This is a genomic window from Planctobacterium sp. AWM4_229 (assembly GCF_056160305.1).
Genome location: NZ_JBSWWX010000001.1, coordinates 672,535 through 690,082, shown reverse-complemented (window position 1 = coordinate 690,082; position 17,548 = coordinate 672,535). Strand labels below are relative to the sequence as shown.

The following is a 17,548-nucleotide window of genomic DNA, read 5'->3' as shown; positions in this document are numbered from 1 at the left end:
TATCTGTACTTTGCATTTAAAAATATTATGTATTTATAAGTAATTGCAATTTGTTGCAGGGCCTTTAACAGCCTATAATTTGCGCCAACTAAAAAGCCCTACAATTAAAAAGAGAGCAAGCCATGCTGCAAACCACACCGCTTCATGCCAAACACCTTGAATCTAATGCCAAAATGGTAGATTTCCATGGCTGGGAAATGCCCCTCAATTACGGCTCTCAAATCGAGGAACATCACGCAGTACGTCAGGACGCTGGTATGTTTGATGTTTCCCACATGACTATCGTGGATGTTAAAGGAGCTGATGCAAAAGCCTATTTGCGTAACTTGCTGACCCACGATGTAGAGAAGTTGCAGGTAGCAGGCAAAGCGCTATACAGCGGTATGCTAAATGAAGCGGGCGGGGTAGTAGACGACCTTATCGTGTATTACTTCGACGAGCAGGATTACCGCGTAGTGGTTAACTCAGCCACTAAAGAAAAAGATTTAAACCACCTGAATAAATACGCGGAAGGTTTCGACGTAAGCATTACTGAGCGTCCGGAGCTGGCCATGGTGGCGGTACAAGGCCCGAATGCTAAAGAAAAAGTGGCGACTATTTTATCTGATGCGCAAAAAGCCGCAGTAGAAGGCATGAAAATGTTCTTTGGTGTACAAGCCGAAGACTTGTTTATCGCCACAACGGGTTACACCGGCGAAGCGGGTTACGAGATCATCGTAGCTGAAGACCAGGCCGCTGCTTTGTGGGACAAGCTATTGGCTGCAGGCGTTAAGCCTTGTGGATTGGGCGCGCGTGATACTTTGCGTCTGGAAGCGGGCATGAACCTGTATGGCCAGGACATGGACGAGACAATTTCTCCGCTCGCGGCCAATATGGGCTGGACAGTTACCTGGGAACCAGAAGACCGCGATTTTGTGGGCCGTAAAGCCCTGACCGAATTAAAAACCAGCAACAACGACAAGCTGGTGGGCCTGGTGATGACCGAAAAAGGCGTATTGCGTGCTGGCTTAAAAGTAAAAGCTGACGGTGGCGAAGGCGTGATCACTTCTGGTACATTCTCACCCACATTAGGCCACAGTATTGCCATGGCGCGTGTACCAAAAACCGTGGGCGACACAGTTGAAGTGGAAATGCGCAAAAAGTGGGTTACAGTAAATGTGGTAAAACCCAGTTTTGTGCGTAATGGTAAGTCAGTTTTATAATTCAATTTTTGTCTGACTGAACCGTTAAAGAACCGATTAATTCATCAAATTATAAAGAACTATCCGAGGAAAAATTATGAGTAACATTCCTGCTGAATTACGCTATGCCGCAACTCACGAGTGGGTTCGCCCGGAAGGCGATGGTGTTTTCACTGTTGGCATTACTGAGCACGCTCAAGAATTATTGGGCGATATGGTATTTGTTGATCTGCCAGATGTTGGCGACCAGGTAAGTACCGGTGATGACGTTGCTGTAGCTGAATCAGTAAAAGCAGCATCAGACGTATATGCCCCTATCAGCGGTGAAGTTGTCGCGGTTAACGAAGAGCTGGAAGATTCACCTGAGTTGGTTAACTCAGATGCTTTTGGCGACGGTTGGTTATTCAAAATTAAAGCCGACGATGAAGGCGAGGTTGAAAACCTGATGGATGCCGAAGGCTACGAAGCCAGCATCGACGAAGACTAATCGTCAACGCATTATAGGGTCAGAGCCGTTTATCCAAACAACTCTGGCCCTTTTTGTTTTAGGCACACACAGATACAGATAATTGGGGTCAGAGCCGTTTTAACTAAAAACCGGTTCTGACTTTTAAATTTAAACTTTTTTAATTAAACGGGTTTATCCCCTGGGAAACTGAAATAGCATCATGTCTGAGCAATCTCTCTCATTATCTCATTTAGAACAAACTGAAGATTTTATTCGTCGCCACATTGGGCCAAGCGAAGCCGAAACGGCTGACATGCTGGCTGCTGTGGGTGCAGAGTCATTGGATGATTTGATGCAGCAAACGGTACCAGGATCTATCCGTTTACCAGAGCCGATGAATGTGGGCAAAGCGGTGACGGAAGCCGAAGCTTTGGCCAACCTGAAGCAGGTCGCTAAAAAGAACAAACTGTTCCGCTCGCATATTGGTATGGGTTACAGCGATGTGCATGTGCCTAACGTGATCTTGCGCAACGTACTGGAAAATCCAGGTTGGTACACGGCTTACACCCCTTATCAGCCAGAGATTGCTCAGGGTCGTTTAGAAGCACTTTTAAACTTCCAGCAGTTAACCATTGATTTAACCGGTCTGGAGCTGGCTTCTGCCTCGTTATTAGATGAAGCCACCGCCGCTGCCGAAGCGATGGCGCTGGCCAAGCGCGTTTCCAAAAACAAGAAATGCAATACTTACTTTATCGCTGACAACGTGCACCCGCAAACAATCGACGTGGTGTGTGCCCGTGCTGAAATGTTCGGCTTTGAAGTAGAAATCGCCGCAGCTGAAAAAGCCGCAGACGGCGATTATTTCGGTGCGCTTTTACAATATCCGGGCACCACGGGTGAAATTACCGATATCAGCGACCTGATTGCCGCAGTGCAAGCCAAGAAAGGTATCGTTGCAGTCGCTGCCGATATCATGAGTCTGGTACTGCTTAAAGCACCGGGTGAGCTGGGCGCTGATGTAGTGCTGGGCTCTGCGCAACGCTTTGGTGTGCCTATGGGCTACGGTGGTCCACACGCTGCGTTTTTTGCTACCAGCGACAAACACAAGCGCTCCTTGCCTGGCCGTATTATCGGTGTTTCAAAAGATACTCGTGGCCGTCCGGCACTGCGTATGGCATTGCAAACTCGCGAGCAACATATCCGCCGCGAAAAAGCCAACTCTAACATCTGTACCGCGCAGGTATTACTGGCCAACATGGCCTCTTTTTATGCGGTTTACCACGGCCCAGAAGGGTTAAAAACCATCGCTAATCGCATTCACCGTTTTGCGGATATCTTCGCCCAAGGCTTGAGTGATAAAGGCTTTACGCTGCGCAATGGCACCTGGTTTGATACCGTGAGTGTTAATGTCAGCGAAGAGCAAAAAGCCAGCATCGTCGCAAACGCATTAAATGCCGGTATTAACCTGCGTACCGACGCAGAAGGTATGCTGGGGGTAAGCTTTGACGAAACCACGACACGCAGTGATGTAGCGGAATTATTCAATGTATTTTGTGGTGATAACCACGGTCTGGAAGTCGGTGCATTAGACGCCCGTATCGTATCTCAGGGCAGTAACTCCATCCCAGCAGACCTTAAGCGCACCACTGACATCCTGACCCACGAAGTCTTTAACCAGTATCACTCCGAAACGGAGATGCTGCGTTATATCAAATCGCTGGAAAACAAAGACCTGGCGCTGAATCACTCCATGATTTCTTTGGGCTCTTGTACCATGAAATTGAACGCCACCGCCGAGATGATCCCGGTAACCTGGCCAGAATTTGGTGGTATTCACCCGTTTGCGCCAGTGGATCAAGCGCAGGGCTATCAGGAAATGATCAACGAGCTGAGCGACTGGCTCATTGAGATCACCGGTTACGACAACCTGTGTATGCAGCCGAATTCCGGTGCACAAGGTGAATACGCGGGCTTGATTGCCATCCAGAAGTATCACCAAAGCCGTGGCGATGCGCATCGCGATATTTGCTTAATCCCCAGCTCTGCCCACGGTACTAACCCGGCTTCTGCCAACATGGTAGGCCTGAAAGTAGTGGTAGTTGATTGTGATAAAAACGGTAACATCGACATGGCAGACCTTAAGGCTAAAGCCGAAGAGGTAAGCGAGAACCTGTCTTGTATCATGGTTACTTATCCGTCTACCCACGGTGTATACGAAGAAACCATCAAAGAAATTTGCGACATCGTGCACCAGCACGGCGGCCAGGTGTATATGGATGGCGCCAACATGAACGCACAAGTGGGCGTTACGTCACCGGGTTTAATCGGCGGCGATGTATCTCACTTAAACCTGCACAAAACCTTCTGTATTCCACACGGTGGTGGCGGCCCGGGTATGGGACCCATTGGTGTTAAAGCGCACCTTGCACCATTCCTGCCGGATCACAAAGTGATCAACGTGGTTGACGGTAACCAGGGCAACGGTGCGGTTTCTGCAGCGCCATGGGGCAGTGCTTCAATTTTACCTATCAGCTACATGTACATCCAAATGATGGGCAGCGAAGGCCTGAAAAAAGCCACTGAAGTCGCCATGCTGAATGCTAACTACATCGCTAAGCGTCTGACGGGCCACTTTGAGGTGCTATATCGCGGCCGTAACGACCGTGTTGCCCACGAATGTATTATTGATTTGCGCCCACTGAAAGAAGCCAGTGGCGTAACAGAAATGGATGTGGCCAAGCGCTTAAACGACTATGGTTTCCACGCGCCCACCATGAGCTTCCCGGTAGCGGGTACGCTGATGATTGAGCCAACGGAATCTGAAGCCAAAGCCGAACTGGACAGATTCTGTGATGCCATGATCAGCATCCGCGAAGAAATCGCCAAAGTTGAAAGCGGCGAGTGGGATGCCATCGACAACCCACTGCACAACGCTCCGCACACACTTGCTGACATCTGCGATGCCGACTGGAACCGCAGCTACGACCGACAACTTGCAGCTTACCCAGCCGAAGCCGTTGCTCGCAACAAGTTCTGGCCCACCGTAAACCGCATCGACGACGTATACGGCGACAGAAACCTTGTGTGTAACTGCCCGAGTGTGGATACGTATAGAGAAGAGTAATCGGTTGTCGGTTTCGAATGAAATTAGAATACTGAAATGTTAAAAAAGCGAGCTATTTAGCTCGCTTTTTTTTGGACTAAAACTGTTTAACACAATATTCAGAACGTGCTTGTTTAAGTTGGGCGTTTGTTACGGGTCATTCCTGTAACCGGGTAAATAGATCGGCTCTTCTTTATAAGCCGCCTCTAACCACTCTTTAACATAAGGCCTGTTCAGTAAAAGTGCTACCCAATGTTGAACGCCAGGCCATCGTTCATCAGGCGTTAGATGGGCTGTTAATCTAACAACAGACGGAACGAACATGATATCTGCCAATGAATATTCACCCACTAAATAATCGCCACCAAAATCTGAAATGGATGCTTCCCAAATGGCGTAAACCTGCTCTACAGACTTAACTTCATCTACAGATAACGTTTTCTTCTCACTGTAAAAAGCACTTTCAAAAAACAGACAAGGACATACTCTGCCAAAGGTTGAATGTTGCCAGGATGCAAGTGATCTGGCCTTGGCTCTGGCTTTGATTTCAGTTGGTAGTAGAGAGCCTTCTCCTAATTCGTTGGCATATTCCATAATGGCCATAGAGTCATAAATAATGAATCCATTGTCATTGAGCACGGGCACCATTGCCGGTGGCGAGAATTGTCCGATTTCTTCCAGGTTTTTCCATCTTTGCGGCCTTTTGATATCCACGATAATTTCTTCAAAGGGAATGCCTTGTTCTTTTAAAGCTAACCATGCCCTGAATGCCCAACTAGAGGCATTGCGATTACCACTGTATAAAATTCTTTTCATTAGCGAACCTTTCAATGTTGCTCTTTTGTGGCGACATTATAGGTTGCCAGGTTTTCCTTATCGCCGCTAAAATGGCTTAATTGCGCCTGTTTGAGTGCGTAATTTTCAATAAGTTGGGGTAATTTAGGCGTGGATGCGTTTGATAGTGCTATTTTGAAAATATTACAGCTGGATAGTAGAACCAGTACGGAAAAAATCGGCGAACTAGTGGGGCTTTCCTCATCGGCTTGTCAGAGAAGAATTAAAAAGCTCAAAGAAAAAGGCGTTATCGAGAAAGAAATCGCGGTTATTGATAGAGAAAAGATAGGGAGCTTTACCACCGCGATTATAGATGTAACCCTGGAGCAGGGCGGTGTGCCCGCGCTGGACAGTTTTATCACTAAGCTAGAGCAAGAGGAGCTGGTTCAACAAATTTATTACACCGCTGGCGATGTCGACTTTGTGCTTATTGTGGTGGTAAACAATATGAGTGAGTTTGATGCTTTTACGCGTCGCCTGTTAATGTCTGAGCCAAATGTCAAAAAGTTCCACTCCAAAATTGTGATAAAAACCAACAAAGCGAGTTTGAAACTGCCAACTCAATGTAATACAAACGCTTAGATCTATTGTTTGTACTTAGGCTCTGGTTAATTACGAGCTTTAAATCATTCCACTCTGAAAAGAACAATAAGTAAAACTGCTTTTTCAAAAACCTCTAATAACCAGGGCAATTTAGCCCTGGTTTTTTATTGGGGTGTTTACGCGTTAGGAGGTGGACTTGAGCAGCTTTCTTCTAATCGCATCATTTTTGAATTGATTTGATAGAGTTAATGATCGTCGTTTTCTCGCTCAAAAACATCAGACCAGGCAATGACTTTATTTTGATTATCCAGCAACAGACTTTTTTGGTTGGTGACCATAATCGTGTATTGGTTGTTTTTGAACAGAATAACTCCAAGATGCAACTCTCTTTCTTGGGTGCTTTGGTTTAATGCTTCAATTCGTGTACAGGAGACAAATCGGTCTTTGTTTATTTCTTCCCAAGTTGTATCTTTGCAGACTGCCTTTTCAATATAGGTTTTCCCAGATTCCAGGCCTATGGCTCTGGGGATACTTAACAATAAGTTGCTAATTGCAGCGAAGCCCAGAAAAAACACCACAATGATACCCATAACCGCAAACGCTTCGAAACTCTGAATCGTTCCGATTTTTAAACTGCCAATAATGCTGTGAGGAAAGTCTGTGTTGGTTGGCGTTTCGTTACTCTTCTTTCGGGTGAAGCCACTTAAGTAGTGGTAAATGGAATACATAAATATGACCAAAATAAGAGCGCTGGACAGAATAGTAATTGTATATATGAGTCCGGATAAACTCGCGTTTATCATCCCATTGACTATATCCCTGAAAGACAACGATGCTTGATACACCGATTCCAGAATCGATAATTCTATTTCAATATCTCCCAGTCCCACCATTTGCAGTTTTCCTTTGAGGTAGGCATAGCCCCAAAAGTGGATATAGGTGGCGATAACGGCGGTGATTAGCGGCAGTAGTATTTCTCTTTGCTGAAACAGCGAGGTTTTTGACTGGCGATTGCTTTGTGACTCTGTTTGTTCGATATCCATATCACTCATATTGTTTGGGTAACATAATTAACCTTGATAAGTTGTATGTCAGATAAGAGAAAAGTGCAAGCGTAGATGCGCAGCGCGATTAGTTTTGTACGCGCTTTTTGTGAACAAAGGGCAGGGCGCAAAATTGCGCCCCGGAATGAGGTGTTGGTTTAGGTTTTATTCTGGCTGGTACTTACCTAAGCTGGCTTAGTCGTTCGCGCACGCTTAGCCAATATCAACCTCGCCATTAGCAGCATCACAATTACCACAAAGCCTGAGAACATGGGTTGCCAGGCGCTGGCGATGGCTTGTTCAAAATGTAAGAAGTCGGGGTAGCCGGATTGCCACAATACCCATTCATAACCGATTTGGCTGGCCACAAAGTCGCCGCCAGTACTGAGTACAATCAGAGCGTCGCCGCTGATTGGGTTGATGCGTAGTGTGCTGTTGATGGCAGGTTCGTTAGAGCCGTCGTGGCCGAAGATAAACATGTTTTTGTCTGATTGCGCTTGTGCATCATCCAGAGGGGCGTACAGCATGGTTCCCAGGCCCCAAATGGGTGCGCCCAGTTTGTTGCCGAGAGGCTGGGTGAGGGCCTGGCTATGGCGGCTTATTACATCTGAACTTAGCAATTGAATCAGATCGTGGGCCGACAAGGATAAACCAGTGGCAGCCGGGGAGGCATAGTGATAAAGCGGTGCCGAAGCACCATCTTTATCATAAGACTTTGAATGGTTATCCAGCTTGCTAATAGGGTCGTAAGTGGCACGGCTCATGCCGGTGGGGGCGAATACCGATTGTTTCATCCATGCTTCAAATGCCATACTGGTTTGTTCTTCAATTATCAACTCAGTGATCAAATAGCCACCACCGGAATAGGCCCATTCGTTGCCAGGCTCTAAACCCACAGTTATGTTTCTAATACCATCGCTGGCAAGCGGGGCATTGAGTGAATCAATAAGGTTGGGCACATCTTCTGAGCTTTGATAATCAGCAAAACCCAAGCCATCGGTTAACCCGGCGGTATGAGATAGCAGGGCGCTTAAGGTAATTTTGCTGTGATCAAATGGGGATTCTGGTAACTGCCAGCCAGTGATTAATTCCGCAATGGGCTGGTCAAGTGATACCGATGTCGTCTTTTTTGATTTAGGCTCGGTGAGTTCCAGCACGCCCAGCGCCGTGAAAAACTTACTCATAGAAGCAACAGGGAACAGGGTTTCGCGATCTATCTCATCCAGAGAGTGATTGTAGTTTTCGTAAACCACTTCGCCGGACTCAATCAGTACCAGTGCTACGTTGCCTTTAACTTCAGTTGCCAACTGTTGCTCTATAGCGCTGGTAAAGCCATTCACATCATCTTTGTGGGCCAGCGGTTTTAACCACCATCCACTTAATCCGCCATACAGGGCCACTGCACTCCACAGCAATAGCAGAGACAACAACAATAAAATGCGTTTGAACAGGATTTTCATTTAAACCACCTCAACACTGGTTGGGCTTTTAAAATAGTAAATGGCCAGCACCAGCATGGCGGCCGGGAATAACAACAGGCTGACAAAAGAGAACACCACAGTAAGTTGCAAAGCACAGCTGATGAGAAACAGAATGCTGAATACTTTGATAAGGGGTGAGATCTCTTTGGCTTTTAACATTAACAAGATGGCAAACACCAGACCCAGAATGCTGTAGATGATGAGCCCACCGATGGAAACTGCGATGGCAATGTTATTGAGGCTATCTATGGTCTTTGTAGATGGGGCCTGCGCCATGGCAAGGTACAGATCAAAAATCAGGGTGCTATGAAAGGCAATGACCGCTATGCACATCAGCAGCAATAATATCTGTGGCGCCCTGGTACCCATGTAGTCTTTCAGGGTTTTACGCAAACTTAAATAAACGTAAATCTCCAGTATTCCCAGTACTAAAAACAACAAGTCGCTGAAGTCCAATGCTGTCAGGTTGGCCCGAATCGACGCCTCAAAATCTCCCATTGCGTCAGATAAGCTAAAGATCCAATAAATTGGAAATAGTGCTGCTAAAGCAATAGCTGCTATCCCTGATGTTATTTGTTCGCGTTGCTCCATAAAGCCTCCTGATAAGGTGATCGCCATTACTTGTTTTGCTTCTCGTACACCAGAATATCCCCCGGTTGGCACTCCAGTGCTTCGCAGATGGCTTCCAAGGTACTAAAGCGAATGGCTTTTACTTTTCCGTTTTTTAATAAAGATAAATTGGTCATGGAAATACCAATGCGCTCAGAGAGTTCGGTGAGCGACATCTTTTTCCTGGCCAATTCAATATCGAGATTTATGCGTATGTTCATGCTGTTTAAAATAACGGCAGATTTTATGTTAGTCAAATTTTATTTTATGATAATCGTAAAATTATTTATGTTTTGCAGTGTTTTTGCTCTGAAGCGATGTAGTTCAATTAAGGCCTTTTATCTGGTCCATTCACGCTGGTCTGGCTTTTATAGCTATACTTGTTTTATTCAACTAAACATAGATTTGTACACAAGTTTGAGATGCCGAGCTTAAATACAGCCAGATACCTATTTACCAGCAATTAAAGGAAGGGGGGCAGGTTGCGATTATTTTTCCTTCTTGTGTGTTTTTGTATAACTAGCACGCAAGCGGCCGACAACAGCAAAGCAGATAAGCATCCGCCTTTGAAGCTATCCCTAACCCATATTGAGGGCGTGATGGATGTTGCTGATGAGCAGGCACCCTACAACCGCCTGTTGAGCGTGTTAACTGAGCAGTTTGATTTGCAGTTTGACGCGCAGTTCTATCCTAGTGGCCGTTCTAATTTTTTGCTGGATCACGGCAAGATTGATTGTATTTTCCCAATCGCCAAGGGAGTTTATCGCGGTGACATAGAAACGCGTTTTTTAGAACCCGTTAATCGCGTTTCTGTACATTTATTCTCTTATGGTGATACTACCTACACCTCGCTTGAGCAGGTGCGCCGTAAAACGGTGGTTTATCCGCAAGGTTACTTGTTTAGTAACCTTATTATCGATAATCCCTTTGAAGCGGATTTTACGCCAGTGTTAACACCCCATTCCGGTATGGAAATGCTAAAGAAAGGTCGCGCAGATGCGTATCTGGATTATCTGCCTGATCTGCGTTTTTCACTGACGGCCGCCGAGCTGGAGGGTATTAAATATTCTGCCGACAACGCCATTTTCAGCACCTTTGATGGTTTTGAATGCCGCATTGACCCGCACAAAACCATGGCATTGGAAGCGCTAAACTCTGCTATTTTAAATCTCAAACAATTAAAACAACTGCAATCGATATTGGGTAATTATTACAATCTTTGACGAGAAAAGACGATATTACCGATATTTTTGATCTTTTTCCCTCTTGCTTTTTAGATTGATGCTCCGACTATTGCAGATTTGTTACAAGAAAACCTTCAAAAATAAAGGGTTTGAGAAGCAATCCATCTTTAGTCTGGTAAATCTGTTAATAACTGGTTTACACATTATAAAAACTAATGAAAAAGATGCAATTTTTCTCAATTGTCAACTTTTGATCAGAAGTTAAACTGTGCGCGTTTTTTGTTCTGTACCCATTTTATTATTTAAGAGGTTGTTATGTTTAAGTCTTTGTTCGCTGCTGTTGTTGTTGCTTCTGTTTCTCACACTGCTACTGCTTTTGAATTCGTTAACGTTGACGGTTCTGAGTTCAGCCAAAAGTGTATTGTTGCCGTACAAACTGGCGAAACTGTTAAAGGTCGTGATGCCAAGGTTACTTGTAACGGTATGCCTATCAACGAGTTTGTTGCTAAGTACAACAAAGAAGCGAAACAAGTAGCAAAAACTATCGCTTTCGAAAATGTAGACAATGCGCCAGAGTCTGAGTTGTGTATCGCTGCTGCTACTTCAAATGAAGCGTTTGTTGCTGCAAAAAGCCGTTTGGCAATTAGCCAAAGAAACATCAAGTGTAACGGTGTTGAGTTGAACAAATTCGCTAAGCGTTTCAATAAAGAATTCCAAAGCTAATTGATACTATTGATATAGTGTTACATTAGAAAATGTATAAGGCGAACTTGTGGTTCGCCTTTTTGTTTTCTGCTTTTTAATTTAGAGTTAAGTATCGATTATTCGCAGGATGCTGGTCCGATGTCACTCCACACTGCGGCCACGCCGGGTTCATCTCCCTGTGTCCAGTAGGCAGCGCTGTAGCGTCTGTCCAGGTGATTCACTTCACTCCCGCCGGTGTAGGCCACACTGGCATCCCATGGGAATTCAACATCGCTCAACAGTGTCCAGGCAGAATTGCTGTTGGACGGTTCAGAATTTTGATTCCACCAGTTTGCCTGCCATACCAGGTTGCTATGACTTACGGTTGCGCCGCCTGTGTAGGTATTACCTGCACTCCACGCTGGATGATTGCCCGCATTGGGATCGCTGGCATCACAAGGATTGCCAGTGGTACTGCCGGTTACCGTTATGGTTACCGTGGCCGAATCGCTGTCCGTGCCATCATCCACCAGAACCTGGAATACCAAATCTTCGTTGCTGGAAACCGTTGGTGCAGTGAAGCTGCTTTGCACTGAGTTGGCACCCGCCAGAGTCACAGCCGTTCCCGACACTTGTTGCCAGCTGTAACTTAAGGTATCGCCATCGGCATCGCTGGAGCTACTGGCATCCAGGGTTACCGTGGCACTACCTGCTACCGTTTGATTGTTGCCCGCATCAGCCACAGGAGGGGTGTTGCCTTGTGTTGCCGCTTTCAGGGTAACTTGCACTGTGTCTTCATCATCTAGCGCGCCGTCATTTACCGTCAGACGAAATACCAGGGTTTGATCCATGCTTACTACACCAGCATTAAAATTAGCTGTGGCGCTATTGGCATTGTTTAGGGCGACAGCTGTGCCGGAAACTTGCTGCCAGAGATAACTCAAATTGTCGCCATCGGGATCGGTTGAGCTGCCGCCATTAAGGGTAACGGTCGCAGGTAGGTTGGTGATGGTTTGATCCAATCCCGCACGGGCGATGGGGGCATTATTGCCGGTGCCACCACCATGACCAAGCGCCTCATGCATGGCATTGAGAATGTCTCCGTTGTCGGCATCAATTTCCCAGGAGAACAAGCCCGCCAGACCTTTTGCGGCCACTAAATCGCCTTTGGCCTGCACGGATGTGGCGTCGTCGTAGGTAATCAAATCCCCGGTACTGGCTTTAAACAAGTAAGGCGCTTCGGCGGCATTGTCGTAGTGATAGCTCCATTCAGACGAGTTGCGGTATTGGGCGATATCCCGATAATCCACTACACCTGGCTCCCAGCTACCTGCAACCGGGCCTGTGGCTGTACCAGTCATGTGGCTGTTTTGATCAAAGCCATTAACGCCAGTCCAGCCGCGACCATACATGGCCACTCCCGCTACTAACTTGGAGGGGGACACCCCTTGTGCCAGAAACTCATCTACCGCACCGCTTAAGTTAAATTGCTGTGTTTGAGCATCGGTGGGGCGGAAGTCGGGAGCATAAACCCCGGTTTGATGACCCAATTTGTTTAAATCAAAGGCGCCATAAAAGTCGTAGGACATAATAAAGATATAATCCATATACTGTTGCGTCGCCTGATAATCAATGCGATTGATTTTTTGCTCGGCGGCACCGACTGCAGAGGTTAGCTCATAGGTTCTACCGGTTTCCGCTTCAAGAGAATCCAGCATGGCTCTTAAATCGCGCATTAATAGTCGGTAGGTTTCACCGTCGTTGGCCGGATCGCCCAGGCTACCATTGGCGCCGCCACCGCCGGGGTATTCCCAGTCGATATCTACACCATCAAAGAACTTCCAGGTGCGCAAGAATTGCTCTACCGAATCCACAAAGGTTTGTCGGTTGCCTGCATCGCCTAAATAATAAAAGGGATCAGACAGAGTCCAGCCGCCAATGGAAGGCAGGATGGTTAAATCCGGGTAAGCTTGTTTTAACGCCATAAGCTGGCCAAAGTTACCGCGGTAGCTGTCACCAGATACCTGACCGCTTTGGGTTTTAGTTACGGCCGCAAAAATATCGTGAATGGTTACGCTAAAGTCCGGCATGCCATTACAGCTGGCCACCAGTACATTGTGACCACCCGGATTGGCTGCTTGCAGCGAATCATTAGGGCCACAGATGGGGATAAAACCATACAGGATATGGGTAAGATTGTAGGCCGGGATCTTATCTACCGGGAATTTTCTGCCATAGACTCCCCATTCCACAAAATAGCTTCCCACCACCGAGTCGCTGCTATTGGTATAGGGCTGGTTGTTTTCACCATCGGTTAATACCAGCGGATCCATATGACTCCCGTCTGTATCTTCCACTTTGATGGTTACGGGAGCCGCAGCAGCTGTGCATCCGTCGTTATTGCACAGTTCGATACTTAGCTGATATTGCCCGCCCGTGTCCACTTGCAAGGTGGCACTGCCGGTTTGTGAATCGCCACCGCCAGTTAAGGCTTGTTCCAGAACTACGGTGTCGTTCAACAAATAGCGAGCAGAAGTGGCGGCATCGCCTGACCACTTTGACCAGCTTACCGGCACTTCCGCGTAGTCTTTTATGGTCACCAGTTGTTGATAGGCACTGGCGGTTTCATCAATTTCGATGATGGCAAAATTGGTTTCCATCCAGTTAATGGTGGGGGCGCCTGGAGCGGCGGCCAGAACTTGTCCGCCAATTCCGGTGCCAAGTAGTGCTGTTGCCAGCGCGAGTTTTTTCAGTTTCATTTTCGATTCTCTTGTTGTCTTGAAGTGGTTGTTAATAAGCGGGGAGCGGCCATCGCTTAAAGCATGCCGTCCCCCATTTGTGTTAGAAGTTGCTTTAGTAGCTGCACACTGCCGTCCAGCTGCCATCGCTTCCGGGTTGTGCGGTTGTCCACCAGTTGGCTTGCCACACTGCGTTTTGATGAGTTAAGCGATCGCCGGTGGCAGCATGGCTAGGGTTGCCCTGCCAGTCGGTTTGCGGAAAGTTGGGGTAAGCAGGATAGCTGTTCGGGTCGATATTCTGGCTTTCACAGCTTGCGCCTGTTCCACCGTTTCCATTATCTCCATCACCTGTGTCTCCATCTCCTGCGTATTCGGGCAGGTGAGGGTAGGCGGATTTCAATCCCAACACCTTGTCACCAATGTGGATGCGCAGTGCGTTGCCAAGGCCGGATACAGGCAGGTAATACACCATAGAAACCGTAAACTCAGCTCCTGCTGCAATGCTGGTATTGCCATTGAGTGGAATGCTCACAGTGTGAACGTCTTTGCGGCTGCCGTTCAGCTTAAAGTTGCTGCCAGTGTAGCCAGATTCCGCTACCTGCACGCCAGCACCGTCCCAATCCTTAACTTCATCGCCAGTGGAGGTGGGCATTAAGAAGGTGATTTCGCTGCCAGCCGGAATAGCGTGCTGGCTATTGTTGCTGAGCACCAAAGTAGGATTGATAGGGTAGTTGTTATCGCCTGCTGGCCAGTCTCGGGTTGTCACTGTGATATCAATGACTTCATCTGGTACGGGCAGGGGATGCGACTCTTGCATCATGGCAGAGGCCGTGGCAAAAGTGTCGTAAGCCAGATCAGTGAGCGTGGTACCAAAGCTGTATTCACCTTTTTGTGCATCGAAGCCGTAGTCGCCAGCCATTTCCCACACCATCATGCCGCCAGCGCCTGTCTCAATGATAAACGCCAACTTTTGCGCTAACGAGGTTTCATCTTCTATAGACAGGAACACTTGCTTTTGCGGATTCCACAGCCAGCTGGCGCCAAGCTCTGCACTGTAGTGATATTGGTAGTCGCCGTTGATCACATCGGCGGGTTCGGTGCTATCCAGACCCCAATCAGGACCGTAACTTGGCATGGCTCCAAAGTTCAGAGTATCGGCATGCATCAGGTTCATGGCGTGCCACATAGGCATAGATCCCGCGGGAATTTCGTTGCCATCGTCGTCCAGATCATGCCACAGATTATCAATACCTTGTGCGCCATAGCCACAAGGCGTATTGGCTCCGGTTCCGGGTAAACATTGAGTTTGATCCGGTAGTACGGCTTTGCCCCAGAGTCCATTCACACCGCCGGTTACTCCCTGGAATCCACGGGTGTAATAGGGAATGCCAATGTTGATTTGGGCTGGCGAAAATGCGCCCCGGAAGTACTGGTATGCCCAGGCGGTATTGAGATAACCAATTCCTTGATACTGCGCTGTACTATAGACGCCTGCAGCGGCCAGCTCGGCATCGTCACCATTGTCAAATAGCGCGGCTTGCGGACCCACATATTCGTTCCACGCTCCGTGCAGGTCGTAGCTCATGATGTTGACGTAATCCAGCACTTCGCCCAAGGCAAAATCTTCCATACCTCTGAGCAGATAACCGGAAGAGGGAGCAGCAATGGTGAGCATGTATTTGCGATTGTCCTGCTCGCCTGCTGCATCCAGCGCGCTGCGTAAATCCGCCATGAACACTTCATAATTGTCCATCAATTGCGCGCGACATTTATTGGATATGGCGAAATCAATTGGATTGCCCGAGTCGTTCATGGAGGAGGGGTACTCGTAATCCACATCCACGCCGTCAAAACCATAGTCACGGATAAATTGCACAGCCGAGGCATTAAAGGCATTGATCCCTGCCTGGTTTACGCCACAGGTATCCAGGTTTGTGGTCATGGCGTAAAACCCGGTGGTTTCAGCCCAGCCACCCACGGAGATGAGGGTCTTCACATCCGGATATTGTTTTTTCAGTGACGAGATGTGATTGAAATGTCCTTTGTAGCTAAATTCGGGATCCATTTGGGCACCGGCAATTTCCGGCCATTCGAGCTCCGTGGCTTCGGCAGACACCTGAATTTCATTGGTCTGAGTGTTGATACTGGCAAAGGCGTAATTGATGTGAGTGAGTTTGTCCCAGGGAAGGTCTTTCGCCAGATAGGAGGGCAAGCCGTTTTTGCCAGTACGCCAGGAGGTAAAGTAACCAATGATGCGACGCGGGTGATCATCGCCCATACACTCGCTGCCGTCAGCGCGATAAATCTGGCTGATATCACAGGAAAGGTTACCGGTTCCTGTTTGTTTTACATTTACTGTTACAGCGCTACTTTCACCGCTTAATTGTGTGGCATCCATAGCAATGGCGCTTAACTCCGTCGTTCCTGTCTGAGCAGGTTGCCAGGTGATGCTGTAAGGGGCCTGTTCACTGCTTCCTAGGGAAATGCCATCGGCAAAAAACTCAACGCTTACCACGTCGTTATTCACATCCGTCACTTCGGCTGTAAGGTCTATCGATTGATTAACAAATACATTACTGCCGGGGGAGAGCAGGGTGACTTGCGGCGCTTGTGGTTCAGTGACCGCTGAAACCAGAATAGTGCTGATGGCGGTGTCATTAATCTCACCTGTGGTATCTACAGCCGTCGCTGAAAGGCTGATCTCGCCATCACCTTGTGCTTGCCAGTTGGCAGCGAAAGGGGCGACATTGTCGGTGCTCAATAATTGTCCGTTAACGTAAAACTCAACGTAGCCGGTGCTGGTATTTGTGGCTGTAACGCTGGCTGTGATAGCGACATTCTGACCCGCATCAAAACTTGCTCCGTTGAGGGGGGAATCAAGTGTTATGGATAGTGAGGGTTCCGGATGATTGTCAATTATCGATATGACAGCGTTGTCATCTGCGCTTAAATTATTGCCGTCGCTGGCGATCACTTGCAGGTTTTTGTTACCCAGACCTTCTGCCAACCAGGTGGTTTGCCATGGGGCTTCAGTATCTGAAAACAGTAACTGCTGATCCAGGTAAAAATCCACCTGTTGCACTGTGGTGTTGTTGGTCTGAACATTCGCGCTAAGTAATACATTTTCCCCTTCAATAAATTCAGCATTGTCCGCCGGGGCGCTGAAGGTAACGGAGAGAGTCGGAGAGCTGCTGCCATCAAGCGTTAAATTGAGGCTATTTTGTACCTGGGAGACACCAATCTGGCCGCTAATGCCATAAGTGAGCACCACGCTGTTGCCGGGTTCTAATAAGGAGTCTGTCCAGCTATTTTCTTCAAAGTCAAATTGTACGCGGTTGGAAAACACGGCATTGTCCGCTGTTGAGCTGGCATTGAGTGTGGGGTAACTGATCCCGGTGCCTGACCAGTTAGGCGTTGTTGTGGCTATTTGGGATTGGAAGCTAAGTTGAGCATCGTCCAGGTCGATAGCGTTGGTGCCGGTATTGCTGATGGTGATGGTGTAGTTGTTCCACCATTGACCTTCTTCGCCCACAACGGCGACTTCGGTTTGCCAGGTGTTGGCACATACTGCCGAAGAGAGCAAACAGCAAGTCGCGGCTGTTGCCTTGCCAATCTTTTGCAAGATGGCGTTGTATTGAAAAGTCATTCTCGGTTCCTCTGTTGTTATCGCGTTAGTAAAAACGATGTAGTTATGACAGCG

Annotated in this window: 13 protein-coding genes; 6 read left to right on the top strand and 7 right to left on the bottom strand. The window is 47.7% G+C overall.

Going from position 1 to position 17,548, the window contains the following annotated elements; genetic code table 11:
• Positions 1-122 precede the first annotated feature (122 nt).
• The 3 genes from gcvT (at position 123) to gcvP (ending at position 4,753) form a co-directional block, all read left to right on the top strand.
• The gene (gene gcvT / locus ACXAGP_RS02970) at positions 123-1,202 is read left to right on the top strand and encodes a glycine cleavage system aminomethyltransferase GcvT (RefSeq protein ID WP_475259430.1); all 1,080 of its coding nucleotides are present in this window, start codon (positions 123-125) and stop codon (positions 1,200-1,202) included.
• Between the two features lie 76 nt (positions 1,203-1,278).
• On the top strand, positions 1,279-1,668 hold the full coding sequence (gene gcvH, locus ACXAGP_RS02965; RefSeq protein ID WP_475259429.1) for a glycine cleavage system protein GcvH: 390 nt from the start codon (positions 1,279-1,281) through the stop codon (positions 1,666-1,668).
• 181 nt (positions 1,669-1,849) lie between these two features.
• On the top strand, positions 1,850-4,753 hold the full coding sequence (gene gcvP / locus ACXAGP_RS02960) for an aminomethyl-transferring glycine dehydrogenase (RefSeq protein ID WP_475259428.1): 2,904 nt from the start codon (positions 1,850-1,852) through the stop codon (positions 4,751-4,753).
• 129 nt (positions 4,754-4,882) lie between these two features.
• Here gcvP and ACXAGP_RS02955 read toward each other — a convergent pair whose 3' ends face one another.
• Positions 4,883-5,548: a glutathione S-transferase family protein gene (locus ACXAGP_RS02955; RefSeq protein ID WP_475259426.1), complete on the bottom strand. Its 666-nt coding sequence runs from the start codon at positions 5,546-5,548 to the stop codon at positions 4,883-4,885.
• Positions 5,549-5,677: 129 nt separating this feature from the next.
• Between ACXAGP_RS02955 and ACXAGP_RS02950 the strand changes: the two genes are divergently transcribed.
• The gene (locus ACXAGP_RS02950; RefSeq protein ID WP_475259425.1) at positions 5,678-6,148 is read left to right on the top strand and encodes an Lrp/AsnC family transcriptional regulator; all 471 of its coding nucleotides are present in this window, start codon (positions 5,678-5,680) and stop codon (positions 6,146-6,148) included.
• A gap of 206 nt (positions 6,149-6,354) precedes the next feature.
• On the opposite strand, the gene ACXAGP_RS02945 is transcribed toward ACXAGP_RS02950, so the two are convergent.
• The 4 genes from ACXAGP_RS02945 to ACXAGP_RS02930 all read right to left on the bottom strand — a co-directional run bounded on the left by ACXAGP_RS02945 (position 6,355) and on the right by ACXAGP_RS02930 (position 9,463).
• On the bottom strand, positions 6,355-7,152 hold the full coding sequence (locus ACXAGP_RS02945; protein WP_475259424.1) for a hypothetical protein: 798 nt from the start codon (positions 7,150-7,152) through the stop codon (positions 6,355-6,357).
• Between the two features lie 185 nt (positions 7,153-7,337).
• The gene (locus ACXAGP_RS02940) at positions 7,338-8,612 is read right to left on the bottom strand and encodes a serine hydrolase domain-containing protein (protein ID WP_475259423.1); all 1,275 of its coding nucleotides are present in this window, start codon (positions 8,610-8,612) and stop codon (positions 7,338-7,340) included.
• On the bottom strand, positions 8,613-9,224 hold the full coding sequence (locus ACXAGP_RS02935) for a hypothetical protein (RefSeq protein WP_475259421.1): 612 nt from the start codon (positions 9,222-9,224) through the stop codon (positions 8,613-8,615).
• A gap of 26 nt (positions 9,225-9,250) precedes the next feature.
• A complete protein-coding gene (locus tag ACXAGP_RS02930; protein WP_475259420.1) occupies positions 9,251-9,463 on the bottom strand; it encodes a helix-turn-helix domain-containing protein in 213 nt (70 codons plus the stop codon).
• Positions 9,464-9,808: 345 nt separating this feature from the next.
• On the opposite strand from ACXAGP_RS02930, the gene ACXAGP_RS02925 reads away from it, so the two are divergent.
• Together ACXAGP_RS02925 and ACXAGP_RS02920 are read left to right on the top strand one after the other, a co-directional pair.
• Positions 9,809-10,465 (top strand): hypothetical protein, encoded by a 657-nt coding sequence (locus ACXAGP_RS02925; RefSeq protein WP_475259419.1) that lies wholly within the window; start codon positions 9,809-9,811, stop codon positions 10,463-10,465.
• A 276-nt stretch (positions 10,466-10,741) separates the two neighbouring features.
• The gene (locus ACXAGP_RS02920; RefSeq protein ID WP_475259418.1) at positions 10,742-11,149 is read left to right on the top strand and encodes a hypothetical protein; all 408 of its coding nucleotides are present in this window, start codon (positions 10,742-10,744) and stop codon (positions 11,147-11,149) included.
• Between the two features lie 98 nt (positions 11,150-11,247).
• On the opposite strand, the gene ACXAGP_RS02915 is transcribed toward ACXAGP_RS02920, so the two are convergent.
• The gene (locus ACXAGP_RS02915; protein WP_475259416.1) at positions 11,248-13,869 is read right to left on the bottom strand and encodes a glycosyl hydrolase family 18 protein; all 2,622 of its coding nucleotides are present in this window, start codon (positions 13,867-13,869) and stop codon (positions 11,248-11,250) included.
• 94 nt (positions 13,870-13,963) lie between these two features.
• Positions 13,964-17,494, bottom strand: coding sequence for a glycosyl hydrolase family 18 protein (locus ACXAGP_RS02910; RefSeq protein WP_475259415.1), 3,531 nt, complete (start codon positions 17,492-17,494; stop codon positions 13,964-13,966).
• Positions 17,495-17,548: the final 54 nt, after the last annotated feature.

Coding starts and splice junctions, on each gene's coding strand:
- ACXAGP_RS02940 (WP_475259423.1), bottom strand. CDS start 8,612: ATGAAAATCCTGTTCAAACGCATTTTATTGTTGTTGTCTCTGCTATTG.
- ACXAGP_RS02915 (WP_475259416.1), bottom strand. CDS start 13,869: ATGAAACTGAAAAAACTCGCGCTGGCAACAGCACTACTTGGCACCGGA.
- ACXAGP_RS02945 (WP_475259424.1), bottom strand. CDS start 7,152: ATGGATATCGAACAAACAGAGTCACAAAGCAATCGCCAGTCAAAAACC.
- gcvT (WP_475259430.1), top strand. CDS start 123: ATGCTGCAAACCACACCGCTTCATGCCAAACACCTTGAATCTAATGCC.
- ACXAGP_RS02935 (WP_475259421.1), bottom strand. CDS start 9,224: ATGGAGCAACGCGAACAAATAACATCAGGGATAGCAGCTATTGCTTTA.
- ACXAGP_RS02920 (WP_475259418.1), top strand. CDS start 10,742: ATGTTTAAGTCTTTGTTCGCTGCTGTTGTTGTTGCTTCTGTTTCTCAC.
- ACXAGP_RS02955 (WP_475259426.1), bottom strand. CDS start 5,548: ATGAAAAGAATTTTATACAGTGGTAATCGCAATGCCTCTAGTTGGGCA.
- ACXAGP_RS02910 (WP_475259415.1), bottom strand. CDS start 17,494: ATGACTTTTCAATACAACGCCATCTTGCAAAAGATTGGCAAGGCAACA.
- ACXAGP_RS02930 (WP_475259420.1), bottom strand. CDS start 9,463: ATGAACATACGCATAAATCTCGATATTGAATTGGCCAGGAAAAAGATG.
- gcvH (WP_475259429.1), top strand. CDS start 1,279: ATGAGTAACATTCCTGCTGAATTACGCTATGCCGCAACTCACGAGTGG.
- gcvP (WP_475259428.1), top strand. CDS start 1,850: ATGTCTGAGCAATCTCTCTCATTATCTCATTTAGAACAAACTGAAGAT.